This is a genomic window from Streptomyces sp. LUP47B (assembly GCF_001746295.1).
Classification (GTDB): Bacteria; Actinomycetota; Actinomycetes; order Streptomycetales; family Streptomycetaceae; genus Streptomyces.
This window is the reverse complement of sequence record NZ_MJAH01000004.1, coordinates 270,789-286,425: the sequence shown is the minus strand read 5'-3', so window position 1 is coordinate 286,425 and position 15,637 is coordinate 270,789. Positions and strand designations below refer to the sequence as shown.

The window sequence follows — 15,637 nt, the reverse complement described above, 5'->3', positions numbered from 1 at the left end:
TCCCTTCCCCCAAAGGACTTTCCCTGCTTTAAGTCTTGACGGCCTCCGTGACGGAGAGCACATTGGGCCCACTTTGAGAGCGCTCTCAAACGCTCTCAGGGGCACCCGCGCACTCATCTCCGTACCCGAGAGGCACCTCCATGAGCGAAACCTCCGGCATACCCGGACGGCGGCGAGCCCTCGTCGCCGTACTGAGCACCCTCGGTCTGGCCGCCGCCCTCGCGACGGCCGCCACCCTCCCCGCCGACGCCTCCGCCCCCACACCTCCCACCGGCTGGTCACAGGTCTTCCTGGACGACTTCAACGGCTCCGCCGGGACCGGCGTCAACACCTCCAACTGGCAGTACTCGACGGGCACTTCCTATCCCGGCGGCCCCGCCAACTGGGGCACCGGCGAGGTCGAGAGGATGACCAACAGCACCAGCAACGTGGCGCTGGACGGCAACGGCAACCTGCGCATCACGCCGATCCGCGACTCGGCAGGCAACTGGACCTCGGGCCGTATCGAGACCAACCGCACCGACTTCCAGCCCCCGGCCGGTGGCAAGCTGCGCGTCGAGGCGCGCATCCAGATGCCCAACGTCACCGGCACCGCGGCCGAGGGCTACTGGCCGGCGTTCTGGGCGCTGGGCGCGCCCTACCGCGGCAACTACCAGAACTGGCCGGGCGTCGGTGAGCTGGACATCATGGAGAACGTCCAGGGCATGAACCGCGTGTGGGCCACGATGCACTGCGGCACCAACCCGGGCGGCCCGTGCAACGAGACGACGGGCATCGGCAACAACGTCCCCTGTCCGGGCTCGGCCTGCCAGTCGGCGTTCCACACCTACACCATGGAGTGGGACCGCTCGGTGAGCCCCGAGACGATCCGCTTCTTCGTGGACGGCACCCAGTTCCACTCGGTCAACGCGAGCCAGATGGACGCGACGACCTGGGCCAACGCCACGGGCCACGGCTTCTTCCTCATCCTCAACGTGGCGATGGGCGGCGCCTTCCCGGACGCGCTCGGCGGCGGTCTCGACTCCGGAACCCAGTCCGGGGTGCCCATGACCGTCGACTACGTCCAGGTGCTGTCGGCGAGTGGGAGCGGTACCACTCCGCCGCCGACGGGCGGCGTCGGTGCCTACGGCACCATCCAGGCGGAGTCATACAACGGCCAGAGCGGCGTGAACGCCGAGACCACGACGGACACCGGCGGCGGCCAGGACATCGGTTCGCTCGCGAACGGTGACTGGGCGCTGTACCAGAACGTCGACTTCGGCTCCACGGCGGCGACTCAGTTCTCGGCGCGGGTGGCGAGCGGCGCGGCGGGCGGCGTCAGCGGTCTGGTCGAGGTGCGCCTGGACAGCCGTACCGCCACTCCGGTCGGCAGCTTCTCGATCGCCAACACGGGCGGCTGGCAGTCCTGGAGAACGGTTCCGGCGAACATGAGCGCCGTCACCGGCACCCACAACGTCTATCTGACCTTCACCAGCGGCCAGCCGGCCGACTTCGTGAACGTGAACTGGTTCACCTTCGGTCACTGACCCATGCGTTGACGCCGCCCCGCGAGTCCTGTGCGGTCTCGCGGGGCGGCGTCGTGTCACCCCAGGTAGGCGGGGGCGACCGCGGAGGTCATCAGGCGGCGGGCCGTGCCGGTGCCGTCGGCGGGGACGGTCCACAGGTCGGAGCCGTAGTCGCCGGGGAGGGCGTAGACGAGGGTGTCGTCGGCCCACAGTGCCTGGTCGTCGATGTCGCGCGACTCGGCGGTCGCGGTCTCCCTCATGGTGCGCAGGTTCAGGACGTACAGGCGCCAAGGGGCGTCGGGCGAGGCGCCCTTGACACGTTTCTTGTAGGCGACGCGGGTGCCGTCCGGCGAGAGGGAGGGGCATTCGACGTTGCGGTGCAGCGTGGTGAGCGTGCGCGCGGTGACGTCGCCCCGCACGAGGTACGTCCGGCCGCCGGTCGCCAGCGTGGCGTAGAAGTGGTCGTCGTCGGCGAAGGTGACGCCCCAGACGTTGGTGTCGGCGGCATGGTAGGTCCGGCCGTCCTTGACGATGTGGAAGGTCTCCAGGTTGTCGGCGATCGCCCAGGTGCGGGTGTCGACGACGGCCGTGCGGGTGGAGAAGTTCGTTCCGGCGTACGAGTCCCCGCTGACGAACACCGTCCAGGCGACCATGTGTCCGGAGGGCGAGACCCGGGCCCGGGTGGGGATGCCGGCCACCGGGAAGCGGTGGCGTTCGCGCAGGTGGGCGTCGAGCACCACCGCGCGGTAGGTGTCCTGCAGCGCGCCGTGCACGGCCTGGAGGCAGATGCCGGTACCGGCGGCCGCGTGGAAGCGCAGGCACTTCACCCCCGAGGCGGTGCGCGGGCCCTCAGGGTCGTCGGCGGGGACGGTGGTGATCTCGTCGCGGTGCGGGCCCCAGGCCAGATTGCGTACCAGCAGCCGCCGTTCGGTGGTCGGCCGGAGCGAGACGGTGCCGGCCCGCACGGTGGGGCCGTTCGCCTGCTGCTGGTCCCGCATGCCCGAGCGGTGGGCGGCGTACAGCACCGACCCGGTACCGACCGCGCCGAGCAGCACGACGGCGACAAGGAGGGTCACCAGACGGGTCGTTCGGGTCATGCGGACACCTCCTCGGTGGTTGCGGGGCTCTCGTCCGTGCCGCGCAGGACGAACGCGGACACGACGGCGGCGGCGGCCAGTGCGGCCGCGGTGACGGTGAGCGCGGTCCGGCCGTCCCACAGGCTCCAGGCCGCCCCGAAGGCGAGCGAGCAGGCGAACCGGGCCAGCGCCTGCCCGGTGCCCACCAGTGCCTGTCCGGCGCCCTGGTGCCGGGCGGGGACGACTCCGGCCGTGGCGGCCGCGAGCACTCCGTCGGTGGCCGCGTAGAAGGTGCCGTGCAGTACGAGGACGGCGAGCACCGCCGGGACGCCGTGCCACGGGGAGAGCACCAGGCCGTAGCCGAGCAGCAGGACACCGTGGCCGGCCAGGAAGAGCCGACGGCGGCTGACGCGGTCGGCCAGTGCGCCGAGCGGCACGGCGAGCAGCAGGAAGAAGGCGGCGGTGCCCAGCGGCAGCAGCGGGAACAGGTGGGCGGGCAGGTTCCCTGCACGCTGGAGCAGCAGATACAGGAAGGAGTCGCTGACGGTGGTCAGGCCGAGCAGGCTCGCGCAGACGGTGAGCCGGCGCAGCTCGGGACGGCGCAGCAGCCCGAGGGCTTCCCGGAGCAACGGCCTTTCCTGTTCGGGCTGTTGCGGGACCGCCGGGGTGATACGGCCGGGCACGAAGAGCACCAGCACCAGGACGCCGAGGGCGGCGACGCAGCCGCTGACCGCGAAGACCGCGTCGTAGCCGTCGACGGTGGCCCGCAGGACGGCGAAGGCGACGAGCGGGCCGAGAAGCGCGCCGGTGGTGTCCATGGCCCGGTGGACGCCGAACGCCCTTCCCCGGTGGGCGGGTTCGCTCGCCAGCGAGATCATCGCGTCGCGTGGGGCGGTGCGCAGTCCTTTGCCGGTGCGGTCGACCGCGAGCACGGCGCCGAGCACGGGGAGGGTGTGGGCGAGGAGCAACAGCGGTTTGCACAGCGCCGACAGACCGTAGCCGAGGCCCGCCACGACCTTGTGGCGGCGGCCTCCCCGGTCGGCGAGGTGGCCGCCGGCCAGCCGGACGAGGGCGCCGACGCCGTTGTTGATGCCGTCGAGGAGGCCGAAGCCGAGCGGCGACAGGCCGAGGCCCGCGACCACGTACAGCGGCAGGACGGCCGTGACCATCTCCGAGGAGACGTCCGTGATCAGGCTGACCGCGCCCAGGGCCAGCACGGTGGAGGGCACGGCGGCCGGCCGCCGCCTCGGACGGGTGTCCGGGACGGCGGCGGCCTCGGTGCCGCGGGAACCCGCGCTCCGGGAGTCCGCGAGGTACACGGGCGTCAGTTCCAGATGCCGGTGATGTCGGAGGCCGAGGCGGCGTTGCCCGCGTGGGCGCTCAGACCGGCCAGGTCCTCCACCGTGCGCAGCACGTTGTAGTGGTTGTAGGTCGTGGAGCTGGAGCTGCCGGGGGCCACGTGCTGCCCGTAGAACAGGGTGGGGATGCGGTTGCCGGAGAGCTTGTTGTCCTCGTCGAAGGTGACGGCGAGGATGCTGTTGTGGGTCTTGGCCCAGGTGGCGTAGGCGCCCAGGTTGTTCTTGATCCAGGTGTCGCCGGTGGCGACCGAGCAGTCGTGCATGTCGCTGCACAGGTTCGGGACGACGAAGGACACCTTGGGCAGGGTCGTGTAGTCGGCCGGGAACTGCGCGAAGGTCTTCGCGGTGCTGGTCGGCACGTTGGAGAAGCCGAACCACGGATTGTGCTTCTGCGCGTAGTTGCCGCTGCTGCAGGTCGTCGAACCCTGGCTGGGCAGCGACTCGTTGTAGCTGGCCCAGGTCTTGCCCGCGGTGATCAGCTCGGAGGCGAGGTTGGGCTTGTTGATGGAACCGACGCCGACGCAACTGTCGTCGGTACGGCCCTGGTTGGAGCCGGAGAAGAGCATGTAGTAGTTCGGCTCGCTGGGGTGGGTGAGGCCGTAGGACTGGGTGAGCTCGGCGCCACCCGCCTTGAGGGTGTTGTTGAGGTAGGGGGCGCTGGAGCTGCCGATGACCTGCGAGTAGGCGTGGTTCTCCAGCACCACGACCACGACGTGGTCGGGGGTGGGGAGAGCGGCTGCCTCGGCGGTGGAGGCCGTTGCGGCCCACACACCGATCGAGGTGGCGGTGAGGGCGAGGGCTCCGGCGAGTGCGGAGAGGGAACGTCGGTTGCGCTGCGGTGCCTTGACGGCGGCCATGACTGTCCTCCGGACAGAGGTGACGGACGTTCGGGGGAGCGGCGCCGCAACCCTAGGAGCCTTCGGCCGGGTCCGCGTGAAGGCCGGGCGAACCGTGGGTTCCGCCGGGCAAAGATCACCCCATGCACAGGTCACGCACGGCAAAGCGCGAGTCAAGTGGCCGTCGGGCGGGCGCGGTTCGACGGGCTGTCATCAGCGGATGCCGTCAGTGGATGCCATCAGCAGATGCCGTCAGCCCTCGTCGATGAGACAGAACTCATTCCCCTCGGGATCGGTCAGCACCAGATGGTCCGGGTACCGGTCCCGGACCGTCGCGCCGAGTCCGACGAGCCGCTCGGCCTCCGCTTCCCTGTCCGTGACGGAAAGGTCCAGGTGGACCCGGTTCTTGCAGCTCTTGCCCTCCGGCACCAGCTGGAACCAGAGCCGGGGCCCGCCCCGCGAGGACTCGACGAGCACGGTCGGGTCGTCCTCGACGTCGGCGATCCCGAGGGCCCTCAGCCGGGCCAACTCCTCGTCGTCGTACGGGGCGACGGCACAGCCGTCCAGCGCGGCCGCCCAGAACCGTGCCGTGGCGGCGGGGTTGGCGCAGTCGAAGACGATGTCTCGCAGTCGGGCCATTCGGTGCACTCCTAGAGAAGTTCCGTCCGGAACGCCGCCGGCGTCATGTCGGTGTGCTGATGGAAGAACTTGGAGAAGTTCGCGGCGTCGGGAAACCCCACCGCCGCCCCCACCCGACCGATCGGCAGGTCCGTGTGGGCGAGCAGCCGCTTCGCCTCCAGCACGACCCGCTTGTCGATGAACCCTTTGGGCGTCTCCCCCGTGGCGGCGCGCACCGCACGCACCAGGGTCCGGCGGGAGTAACCCAGCGCGTCGGCGTACGCGCTGACACTGTGGTTCGTGGCGAAGCCCTTCTCCACCGCGTCCCGGAACAGGGTGAACGTCGACTCGGTCCGCCGCCCCGCCTCGGCCGAACTCGCCGCGAGATGGGCCAGGCGCAGCAGGAACGCCGTCAACGAGTGCCGCAGGACCGAGGTGTGCAGGCTCAGCGGGAGGGTCGACGTGTCCTCGTACTCCCGTTGCAACTGGTCCAGTGCGGCCTGGAGGCCCGTCAACTGGGCGCCGGAGGGCCGCAGCAGCGGCGGCAGGTCGTAGCGGTAGAGCCCCGTCGCCTCCACCGTCGCCCGCGGCAGGAAGCCCGGTTGCATGGTCAGCACGGTTCCGCGGTACTCGCTCGTCGGTGAGAAGCGGTGGACCTGACCCGGCCGGATCCACACCAGGTCGCCCGCCGTCGCCTCGTACTCGGCGAAGTCGATCATGTGGCGTACGGGACCGCCGTCGAAGAGCATCACGACATGGAAGTCAATGCGGTGAACCCGCTCCAGCGGGGCATCCGCGTGCCAGATGCGGCCGGTGCCCATCGCGCCGACCTGCATACCGACGCCGCCCACGCTCAGCTCTATGGGGAAGGGGAACGTTCTGATCCCGTCCACTCCGCCGTCACCGTCTCCGCCAAGGATGGAGTCTTGGGTTGTTCTGTCCGCCATGTCCTGCTCGCGCCGCCTGCCTGGAGCGTTCCGTGTCCCACTTTCACCACAGGCTGACACACGGCGACCTTCCCTCGTAAAAGTCAGACTTTTAAGTTTGAACGCGTCAGACCAGCTACTTCGCTCCGATCGAGGACTTCTTGAAGATGAGCACGCAGACACCGGACCGCTTCGAATGGACCGAACTCGACCGGCGTGCCGTCGACACCGCCCGCCTCTTGGCGGCGGATGCCGTGCAGCAGGTCGGGAACGGACACCCGGGCACCGCGATGGCCCTGGCCCCCGCGGCGTACACGATCTTTCAGAAGGTGATGCGTCATGACCCGGCCGACCCCGAGTGGACCGGACGTGACCGCTTCGTCCTCTCCCCCGGTCACACCTCGCTGACGCTCTACACCCAGCTCTACCTCTCCGGGTACGAGCTGGAGCTCGACGACCTGAAGGCCTTCCGGACCCACGGCTCCAAGACGCCCGGTCACCCGGAGTACGGGCACACCGCCGGTGTCGAGACCACCACCGGTCCGCTCGGCCAGGGTGTCGCCAACGCCGTCGGCATGGCGATGGCCGCCCGCTACGAGCGCGGTCTCTTCGACCCGGAGGCCCCCGAGGGCGAGTCGCCCTTCGACCACACCATCTGGGCGATCGTCTCCGACGGCGACCTGGAGGAGGGCATCTCCGCCGAGGCCTCCTCCCTCGCGGGCCACCAGAAGCTCGGCAACCTGGTCTTCGTCTACGACGACAACCACATCTCCATCGAGGGCGACACGGCGACCGCGTTCTCCGAGGACGTGCTGAAGCGGTACGAGGCCTACGGCTGGCACACCCAGCGCATCGAGCCCGGCGCCGACGGCGACATCGACGTAGCCGCCCTGTACGCGGCGCTGAGGTCGGCGCAGGCCGAGTCCGAGCGGCCCTCGATCATCGCGATGCGCACCATCATCGCCTGGCCCGCCCCGAACGCCCAGAACACCGAGGCCGCCCACGGTTCCGCGCTCGGTGCCGACGAGGTCGCCGCCACCAAGCGGGTCCTCGGCTTCGACCCCGAGCGGAGCTTCCAGGTCGACGACGAAGTGCTCGCCCACACCCGCCAGGCGCTGGACCGGGGCGCCGAGGCGCACGCCGCCTGGGACAAGCAGATCTCCGGGTGGCGCGGTGAGCAGCCCGAGCGGGCCCGGCTCTTCGACCGGATCGTCGCCGGCCAGCTCCCCGAGGGCTGGGAGTCCGCGATCCCGGTCTTCGAGGAGGGCAAGTCCGTCGCCACCCGCGCCGCCTCGGGCAAGGTGCTCCAGGCCCTCGGCGCGGTGCTCCCCGAGCTGTGGGGCGGTTCCGCCGACCTCGCCGGCTCGAACAACACGACCATCGACAAGTCGAGCTCCTTCCTGCCGAAGGGCAACCCGCTGCCGGAGGCCGACCCCTACGGCCGTACCGTCCACTTCGGCATCCGCGAGCACTCGATGGCCGCGGAGATGAACGGCATCGCGCTGCACGGCAACACGCGGATCTACGGCGGCACCTTCCTGGTGTTCTCCGACTACATGCGCAACGCCGTACGGCTGTCCGCGCTGATGCAGCTGCCCGTCACCTACGTCTGGACGCACGACTCCATCGGCCTGGGCGAGGACGGCCCCACCCACCAGCCGGTCGAGCACCTCGCGTCGCTGCGCGCCATCCCGGGCCTGAACATCGTCCGCCCGGCCGACGCCAACGAGACCGCGACCGCCTGGGCCGAGATCCTCCGCCGGCACGCCAGCGACCCGGCCCCGCACGGACTCGCGCTGACCCGGCAGGGTGTGCCGACGTACGCGCCGAACCCGGACGCGGCCAAGGGCGGGTACGTCCTGTTCGAATCGTCCAAGGAGACCCCGGACGTCGTCCTCGTCGCCACCGGCTCCGAGGTCCAGCTCGCCGTCGCCGCGCGGGAGCAGCTGGAGGCGGAGGGGGTCGGCACCCGAGTGGTGTCGATGCCGTCCGTGGAGTGGTTCGAGCAGCAGCCGCGGGAGTACCGGGAGAGCGTCCTTCCGCCGTCCGTGCGAGCCCGTGTCGCGATCGAGGCCGGTATCGGCCTGACGTGGTACCGCTTCGTAGGTGACGCGGGACGCATCGTCTCCCTCGAACACTTCGGTGCCTCCGCCGACGCGAAGACCCTGTTCGCCGAGTTCGGCTTCACCGCCGAGAACGTCGCCGCAGCAGCCCGGGAATCCGTGGCCGCCGCGCGTGGTTGATCCGACCGCCAGAAAGAAGATGATCACTGTGACCGAAGCGACCGCGACCGCGGGAGCACTCAAGCGCCTCTCCGACGAGGGCGTTGCCATCTGGCTGGACGACCTGTCGCGCAAGCGGATCGAGTCGGGGAACCTCGCCGGACTCGTCGCCACGAAGCACGTCGTCGGCGTCACCACCAACCCGTCGATCTTCCAGGCCGCCATCGGCTCGGGAGAGGGCTACGAGGAGCAGCTGACCGACCTCGCCACCCGGGGCGTCACGGTCGACGAGGCCGTACGGATGATGACCACGGCCGATGTCCGCGCCGCCGCCGACGTGCTGCGCCCGGTGTACGACGCGACCGGCGGCCGGGACGGCCGGGTCTCCATCGAGGTCGACCCGCGCCTCGCCCACAACACGGCGGCGACGATCGCCGAGGCCAAGCAGCTCGCCTGGCTGGTCGACCGCCCGAACGTCATGATCAAGATCCCGGCGACCACGGCGGGCCTCCCGGCGATCACCGAGGTCATCGGCCTCGGGATCAGCGTCAACGTCACGCTGATCTTCTCGCTGGAGCGCTACCGCGAGGTCATGGACGCCTACCTGGCCGGTCTGGAGAAGGCCGCCAAGAAGGGCCTCGATCTCTCCACGATCCACTCCGTCGCCTCCTTCTTCGTCTCCCGCGTCGACTCCGAGATCGACAAGCGGCTCACCGTCCTCGGCACGGACCGGGCCCTGGCTCTCAAGGGCAGGGCGGCCCTCGCCAACGCGCGGCTCGCCTACGAGGCGTACGAGGATGTCTTCACCGGGGAGCGCTGGAACTCCCTGGGCGGCGCCCGCGCCAACAAGCAGCGCCCGCTGTGGGCCTCGACCGGCGTGAAGGACCCGGCGTACAAGGACACCCTCTACGTCGACGACCTGGTCGCGCCCGGCACGGTCAACACCATGCCGGAGGCCACGCTCGACGCCACCGCCGACCACGGGCGGATCACCGGCGACACGGTGACCGGCGGCTACGCGCAGGCCCGCGCCGACCTGGCCGCCGTGGAGGCGCTGGGGATCTCGTACGACGAGGTCGTGCAGCAGCTGGAGGACGAGGGCGTCGCCAAGTTCGAGGTGGCCTGGCAGGACCTGCTGGACGCCGTCACGAAGTCGCTGAACAGCAAGGGAGTTGACGCGGAATGACCGTCACCGCCGACTGGGAGAACCCGCTGCGCGACGAGCGCGACCGGCGCCTCCCCCGGATCGCCGGACCGTCCGGACTCGTCATCTTCGGGGTCACCGGCGACCTGTCCCGCAAGAAGCTGATGCCGGCCGTCTACGACCTCGCCAACCGTGGCATGCTGCCGCCGGGCTTCTCGCTCGTCGGGTTCGCCCGCCGGGACTGGGAGGACGAGGACTTCGCGCAGATCGTGCACGACTCCGTGCGCGAGCACGCACGGACCGAGTTCCGTGAGGAGGTCTGGCAGCAGCTCGCCGAGGGGATGCGGTTCATCCCGGGCGACTTCGACGACGACACGGCGTTCGAGCAGTTGCGCCAGACCGTCGACGAGCTGGACAAGGTCCGCGGCACCAGCGGCAACTACGCCTTCTACCTCTCCGTACCGCCGAAGTTCTTCCCGAAGGTCGTCCAGCAGCTCAAGAAGCACGGGCTGGCGGACGCTCCGGAGGGTTCCTGGCGGCGCGCGGTCATCGAGAAGCCGTTCGGCCGCGACCTGAAGAGCGCCCGCGAGCTCAACGCCCTCGTGCACGACGTGTTCGAACCGGACCAGGTCTTCCGCATCGACCACTACCTCGGCAAGGAGACCGTCCAGAACATCCTGGCGCTCCGCTTCGCCAACCAGATGTACGAGCCCATCTGGAACCGGTCGTACGTCGACCACGTCCAGATCACGATGGCCGAGGACATCGGCATCGGCGGCCGGGCCGGCTACTACGACGGCATCGGCGCCGCCCGTGACGTCATCCAGAACCACCTGCTGCAGCTCATGGCGCTGACCGCCATGGAGGAGCCGGCCGCCTTCGACGCCGAGTCGCTGCTCACCGAGAAGCTGAAGGTCCTCAGGGCCGTGAAGCTGCCGGAGGACATCGGGGCGCACGCCGTGCGCGGGCAGTACGCGGGTGCCTGGCAGGGCGGCGAGAAGGTGGTCGGGTATCTGGAGGAGGAGGGCATCGACCCCGCCTCCACCACGGACACGTATGCGGCCATCAGGCTGAACGTCGACAACCGCCGCTGGGCGGGCGTCCCCTTCTACCTGCGCACCGGCAAGCGGCTCGGCCGCCGGGTCACCGAGATCGCGGTCGTCTTCCAGACGGCCCCGCACTCGCCCTTCGACTCGCAGGCCACCGAGGAGCTCGGCTCCAACGCGATCGTCGTCCGGGTGCAGCCGGACGAGGGCATGACCGTCCGGTTCGGGTCGAAGGTGCCGGGCACCTCGATGGAGATCCGGGACGTGACGATGGACTTCGCCTACGGCGAGTCGTTCACCGAGTCCAGCCCGGAGGCCTACGAGCGGCTCATCCTGGATGTTCTTCTCGGGGACGCGAACCTGTTCCCCCGCCACCAGGAAGTGGAAGAGTCCTGGAAGATCCTCGACCCGATCGAGGAGCACTGGGCGAACCACGGCCGTCCGGCGCAGTACGCGTCGGGTACCTGGGGACCCGAGGAAGCCGACGAGATGCTCGCACGAGACGGACGGAGCTGGCGCAGGCCATGAAGATCGACCTGACCGACACCACGGCAAGCAAGATCAACAAGGCGCTGGTGCAGGGTCGCCGCGCCATCGGCACACCGGCCGTGGGCATGGTCCTGACGATGGTGATCGTCACGGACGAGGAGAACGCCTACGACGCGATCAAGGCGGCCGAGGAGGCCTCGCACGAGCACCCCTCGCGCACCCTGGTCGTCATCAAGCGGCACGCCCGCACCCCGCGCGACCGCACCAACTCGCACCTCGACGCCGAGGTCCGGGTGGGCGCCGACGCCGGCACCGGCGAGACGGTCGTCCTGCGGACCTACGGCGAGGTCTCCGAACACGCCGACTCCGTCGTGCTGCCGCTGCTGCTGCCGGACGCCCCGGTCGTCGTGTGGTGGCCGGTGGAAGCGCCGGAGAACCCCGCGAAGGACCCGCTGGGCGCGCTGGCCCAGCGCCGGATCACCGACCTGTACGCCGTCGAGAACCCCCTCGACGTGCTCGCGACCCGGGTCCGCTCCTACGCGCCCGGCGACACCGACCTCGCCTGGACCCGGCTGACCCCCTGGCGGTCCATGCTCGCGGCGGCCCTGGACCAGGCCCGTGCGGAGATCATCTCCGGGGCCGTGGAGGCCGAGGCCGACAACCCGGCCGCCGAGCTGCTCGCGCGCTGGCTGGAGGCGCGGCTGAAGGTGAAGATCGACCGCGTGGTCACCGCCGGTCCGGTCGTCACGGCCGTCCGCCTGGGCACCGCGAACGGCGAGGTCGTCATCGACCGCCCCGAGGGCCCGCTGGCCACGCTGTCCCTGCCGGGCCAGCCCTCCCGGACCCTCGCACTGAAGGTCCGCACCACCTCCGAACTCATCGCCGAGGAGCTGCGGCGCCTCGACGCGGACGAGATGTACGCCGTCGCTCTGCGGGGCGAGGCCACCAAGGAGACCCCCTCTCATGTCTGACTCCCCCAAGCTGACGCACCGCCCCGAGTGGACCGCGCTGGCGGACCACCGCGCCGAGGGCACCCCCCGTCTGCGTGAGCTGTTCGCGACGGACCCCGGGCGCGCGGAGCGGTACGTCGTGCGCGTCGGCGATCTGCGCATCGACTACTCCAAGCACCTGATCACCGACGAGACCCTGGCCCTGCTCCAGGAACTGGCCACCGCCACCGACGTGTTCGGGCTGCGGGACGCCATGTTCCGCGGCGAGCGGATCAACGTCACCGAGAACCGGGCCGTGCTGCACACCGCGCTGCGCGCCCCCGCCAACGCGGTGGTCGAGGTGGACGGGGAGAACATCGTCCCCCGCGTGCACGCCGTGCTCGACAGGATGAGCGACTTCGCGAACCGGGTCCGCTCCGGCGAGTGGACCGGTCACACCGGCAGGCGCATCAAGAACGTCGTCAACATCGGCATCGGCGGCTCCGACCTCGGTCCCGCGATGGCGTACGAGGCCCTGCGGGCTTACACGGCACGGGAGTTGACCTTCCGTTTCGTGTCCAACGTGGACGGCGCCGACCTGCACGAGGCGGTGCGGGACCTGGACCCGGCGGAGACCCTCTTCATCGTCGCGTCCAAGACCTTCACCACGATCGAGACGATCACCAACGCCACCTCGGCCCGCACCTGGCTGCTCGAAGGCCCGGCCGGACTCCACGACGACAAGGCCGTCGCCAAGCACTTCGTCGCCCTGTCGACGAACGCCGAGAAGGTCACGGACTTCGGCATCGACCCGGACAACATGTTCGAGTTCTGGGACTGGGTCGGCGGCCGCTACTCCTTCGACTCGGCGATCGGCCTGTCGCTGATGCCACGATCGAGACGATCACCAACGCCACCTCGGCCCGCACCTGGCTGCTCGAAGGCCCGGCCGGACTCCACGACGACAAGGCCGTCGCCAAGCACTTCGTCGCCCTGTCGACGAACGCCGAGAAGGTCACGGACTTCGGCATCGACCCGGACAACATGTTCGAGTTCTGGGACTGGGTCGGCGGCCGCTACTCCTTCGACTCGGCGATCGGCCTGTCGCTGATGATCGCCATCGGCCCGGACCACTTCCGCGAGATGCTCGACGGCTTCCGGATCGTCGACGAGCACTTCCAGAACGCGCCCGCCGAGGCCAACGCCCCCCTGATCCTCGGCCTGTTGGGCATCTGGTACGGCAACTTCCACGACGCCCAGTCGCACGCGGTACTGCCGTACTCCCACTACCTGTCGAAGTTCACCGCCTATCTCCAGCAGCTGGACATGGAGTCCAACGGCAAGTCGGTGGACCGTGACGGCAACCCCGTGGAGTGGCAGACCGGCCCGGTCGTGTGGGGCACGCCCGGCACCAACGGGCAGCACGCCTACTACCAGCTCATCCACCAGGGCACCAAGCTCATCCCGGCCGACCTGATCGGCTTCGCCCGGCCGATCGACGAGCTGAGCGACGAACTCAAGGCGCAGCACGACCTGTTGATGGCCAACCTGTTCGCGCAGGGGCAGGCGCTCGCCTTCGGCAAGACCGCCGAGGAGGTCCGCGCGGAGGGCGTGGCCGAGGAGCAGGTGGCGCACCGCACCTTCCAGGGCAACCACCCCACGACCACCATGCTGGCCAAGGAGCTCACCCCCTCGGTCCTGGGCCAGCTGGTCGCCCTCTACGAGCACAAGGTGTTCGTCCAGGGCGCGATCTGGAACATCGACTCCTTCGACCAGTGGGGCGTCGAGCTCGGCAAGGTCCTCGCCAAGCGCGTCGAACCCGCCCTGACCGAGGGCGCCGACGTCCCCGGCCTCGACCCCTCCACCACCGCCCTCGTGGCCGCCTACCGTGAACTGAAGGAAGTGCTCTGACATGACAGCGATGCAGCTCGGCCTCATCGGCCTCGGCAAGATGGGCGGCAACATGCGCGAGCGCATCCGCCGCGCCGGCCACACCGTCATCGGCTACGACCGCAACCCCGACGTCTCCGACGTGGCGAGCCTGTCCGAGCTGGTCGAGAAGCTCGAAGCGCCACGCACGGTGTGGGTGATGGTCCCGGCCGGCGCCGCCACCCAGTCCGTCGTGGACGAGCTCGGCGAGCTCCTCTCCCCCGGTGACATCGTGGTCGACGGCGGCAACTCCCGCTGGAGCGACGACGAGAAGCACGCCGAGGAACTGGGCGCCAAGGGCATCGGCTTCGTCGACGCCGGTGTCTCCGGCGGTGTGTGGGGCCTCCAGAACGGCTACGCCCTGATGGTCGGCGGCGACAAGGACCACGTGGACCGGCTCCAGCCGATCTTCCACGCGCTCAAGCCCGAGGGGCCGTACGGCTATGTCCACGCGGGCAAGGTAGGCGCCGGGCACTTCTCCAAGATGGTCCACAACGGCATCGAGTACGCCATGATGCAGGCGTACGCCGAGGGCTGGGAGCTGCTGGAGAAGGTCGAGTCGGTGGACAGCGTCCGGGAGGTGTTCCGCTCCTGGCAGGACGGGACCGTCATCCGCTCCTGGCTGCTCGATCTCGCGGTCAACGCCCTCGACGAGGACGAGCACCTGGACAAGCTCAAGGGGTACGCGCAGGACTCCGGCGAGGGCCGCTGGACCGTGGAGGCGGCCGTGGACAACGCGGTGCCGCTGCCGACGATCACCGCCTCGCTCTTCGCACGGTTCGCGTCCCGCCAGGACGACTCCCCGCAGATGAAGATGATCGCGGCGCTGCGCAACCAGTTCGGCGGCCACGCCGTCGAAGCGAAGAAGTAGGCGCGCGGTGGGGGATCTTTTCCTGGTCCGCCACGGCGAGACGGAGTGGAGCGTGTCGGGACAGCACACCAGCTGGACCGACCTGCCCCTCACCCAGCACGGCGAGGAACAGGCCAAGTCACTCGCTCCGCTCCTCTCGGGCCGGACCTTCTCGCTCGCCCTGACCAGTCCGCTGGGCCGCGCGATACGCACCGCCGAACTGGCGGGCATCACCGGGGCCCTGACCGATCCCGACCTCCACGAGTGGGACTACGGCGCCTACGAGGGCGTCACCACCGTCGAGATCCACCGCACCCGCCCCGACTGGTACCTGTGGACCGACGGGGTCCCGCCCGGCCCGCAGGGGCACCCCGGCGAGTCCCCCGAGGAAGTGGGCCGGCGCGCCGACCTGGTGCTGTCCCGGGTGGACGCCGCCCTCGCCGAAGGTGACGTGGTCCTGGTGGCCCACGCCCACTTCCTGAGGGTGCTGACGGCCCGCAGGCTCGGTCTCGCCCCGGCCGAGGGCCGGCTGTTCCAGCTGGCGACCGGGACGGTGAGCCGGCTGTCGACGGAACACGACCGTCCGGTGGTCGCGGAGTGGAACACCAGGGCGTAGCACGGCAGTTGTGGACGGCCCGGGAGCACAGGCTCCCGGGCCGTCCTCGTCCGCAGGGCCTGTTGACACCGTGCCGTGGGCGATGGAGAGTCG

Annotated in this window: 12 protein-coding genes and 2 pseudogenes; 9 read left to right on the top strand and 5 right to left on the bottom strand. The window is 70.1% G+C overall.

Annotated features, from left to right (window positions below; genetic code table 11):
- The first annotated feature begins 140 nt into the window (after positions 1-140).
- Positions 141-1,526, top strand: a complete 1,386-nt coding sequence (locus BFN33_RS14855; protein ID WP_069760493.1) for a glycoside hydrolase family 16 protein — start codon at positions 141-143, stop codon at positions 1,524-1,526.
- A 56-nt stretch (positions 1,527-1,582) separates the two neighbouring features.
- Here the strand turns inward: BFN33_RS14855 and BFN33_RS14850 are convergent, their stop codons facing one another.
- The 5 genes from BFN33_RS14850 to BFN33_RS14830 all read right to left on the bottom strand — a co-directional run bounded on the left by BFN33_RS14850 (position 1,583) and on the right by BFN33_RS14830 (position 6,340).
- Positions 1,583-2,602 (bottom strand): TolB-like translocation protein, encoded by a 1,020-nt coding sequence (locus BFN33_RS14850; protein ID WP_069760492.1) that lies wholly within the window; start codon positions 2,600-2,602, stop codon positions 1,583-1,585.
- Positions 2,599-3,900 (bottom strand): MFS transporter, encoded by a 1,302-nt coding sequence (locus BFN33_RS14845; protein ID WP_069760491.1) that lies wholly within the window; start codon positions 3,898-3,900, stop codon positions 2,599-2,601. The genes BFN33_RS14850 and BFN33_RS14845 overlap by 4 nt, the downstream gene beginning before the upstream one ends.
- A 5-nt stretch (positions 3,901-3,905) precedes the next feature.
- A complete protein-coding gene (locus BFN33_RS14840; RefSeq protein ID WP_069760490.1) occupies positions 3,906-4,796 on the bottom strand; it encodes an alkaline phosphatase family protein in 891 nt (296 codons plus the stop codon).
- A 231-nt stretch (positions 4,797-5,027) separates the two neighbouring features.
- Positions 5,028-5,414: a VOC family protein gene (locus tag BFN33_RS14835; RefSeq protein WP_069760489.1), complete on the bottom strand. Its 387-nt coding sequence runs from the start codon at positions 5,412-5,414 to the stop codon at positions 5,028-5,030.
- Positions 5,415-5,425: 11 nt separating this feature from the next.
- Entirely contained in the window at positions 5,426-6,340 is a 915-nt protein-coding gene (locus BFN33_RS14830; protein WP_069760488.1) for an AraC family transcriptional regulator, read from the bottom strand.
- 146 nt (positions 6,341-6,486) lie between these two features.
- Here BFN33_RS14830 and tkt point away from each other — a divergent pair, with 146 nt between their 5' ends.
- From tkt to BFN33_RS14790, 8 genes and pseudogenes are all read left to right on the top strand, one after another.
- The gene (gene tkt / locus BFN33_RS14825) at positions 6,487-8,562 is read left to right on the top strand and encodes a transketolase (protein ID WP_069760487.1); all 2,076 of its coding nucleotides are present in this window, start codon (positions 6,487-6,489) and stop codon (positions 8,560-8,562) included.
- Between the two features lie 19 nt (positions 8,563-8,581).
- A complete protein-coding gene (gene tal, locus BFN33_RS14820; RefSeq protein WP_069760486.1) occupies positions 8,582-9,727 on the top strand; it encodes a transaldolase in 1,146 nt (381 codons plus the stop codon).
- The gene (gene zwf / locus BFN33_RS14815) at positions 9,724-11,259 is read left to right on the top strand and encodes a glucose-6-phosphate dehydrogenase (RefSeq protein ID WP_069760485.1); all 1,536 of its coding nucleotides are present in this window, start codon (positions 9,724-9,726) and stop codon (positions 11,257-11,259) included. Before tal ends, zwf begins: the two co-directional genes overlap by 4 nt.
- Complete coding sequence (gene opcA, locus BFN33_RS14810; protein ID WP_069760484.1) at positions 11,256-12,191, top strand: glucose-6-phosphate dehydrogenase assembly protein OpcA; 936 nt, start codon at positions 11,256-11,258, stop codon at positions 12,189-12,191. The genes zwf and opcA overlap by 4 nt, the downstream gene beginning before the upstream one ends.
- A pseudogene (locus BFN33_RS14805) lies at positions 12,184-12,978 on the top strand (glucose-6-phosphate isomerase); the annotation flags it as partial. The gene opcA and the pseudogene BFN33_RS14805, both read left to right, overlap by 8 nt.
- Before the next feature lie 62 nt (positions 12,979-13,040).
- Positions 13,041-14,060 (top strand): annotated as a pseudogene (gene pgi, locus BFN33_RS14800) (glucose-6-phosphate isomerase); the annotation flags it as partial.
- Positions 14,061-14,070: 10 nt separating this feature from the next.
- A complete protein-coding gene (gnd, locus tag BFN33_RS14795) occupies positions 14,071-14,949 on the top strand; it encodes a phosphogluconate dehydrogenase (NAD(+)-dependent, decarboxylating) (RefSeq protein WP_069760742.1) in 879 nt (292 codons plus the stop codon).
- A gap of 7 nt (positions 14,950-14,956) precedes the next feature.
- Entirely contained in the window at positions 14,957-15,544 is a 588-nt protein-coding gene (locus tag BFN33_RS14790) for a histidine phosphatase family protein (RefSeq protein WP_069760483.1), read from the top strand.
- Positions 15,545-15,637: the final 93 nt, after the last annotated feature.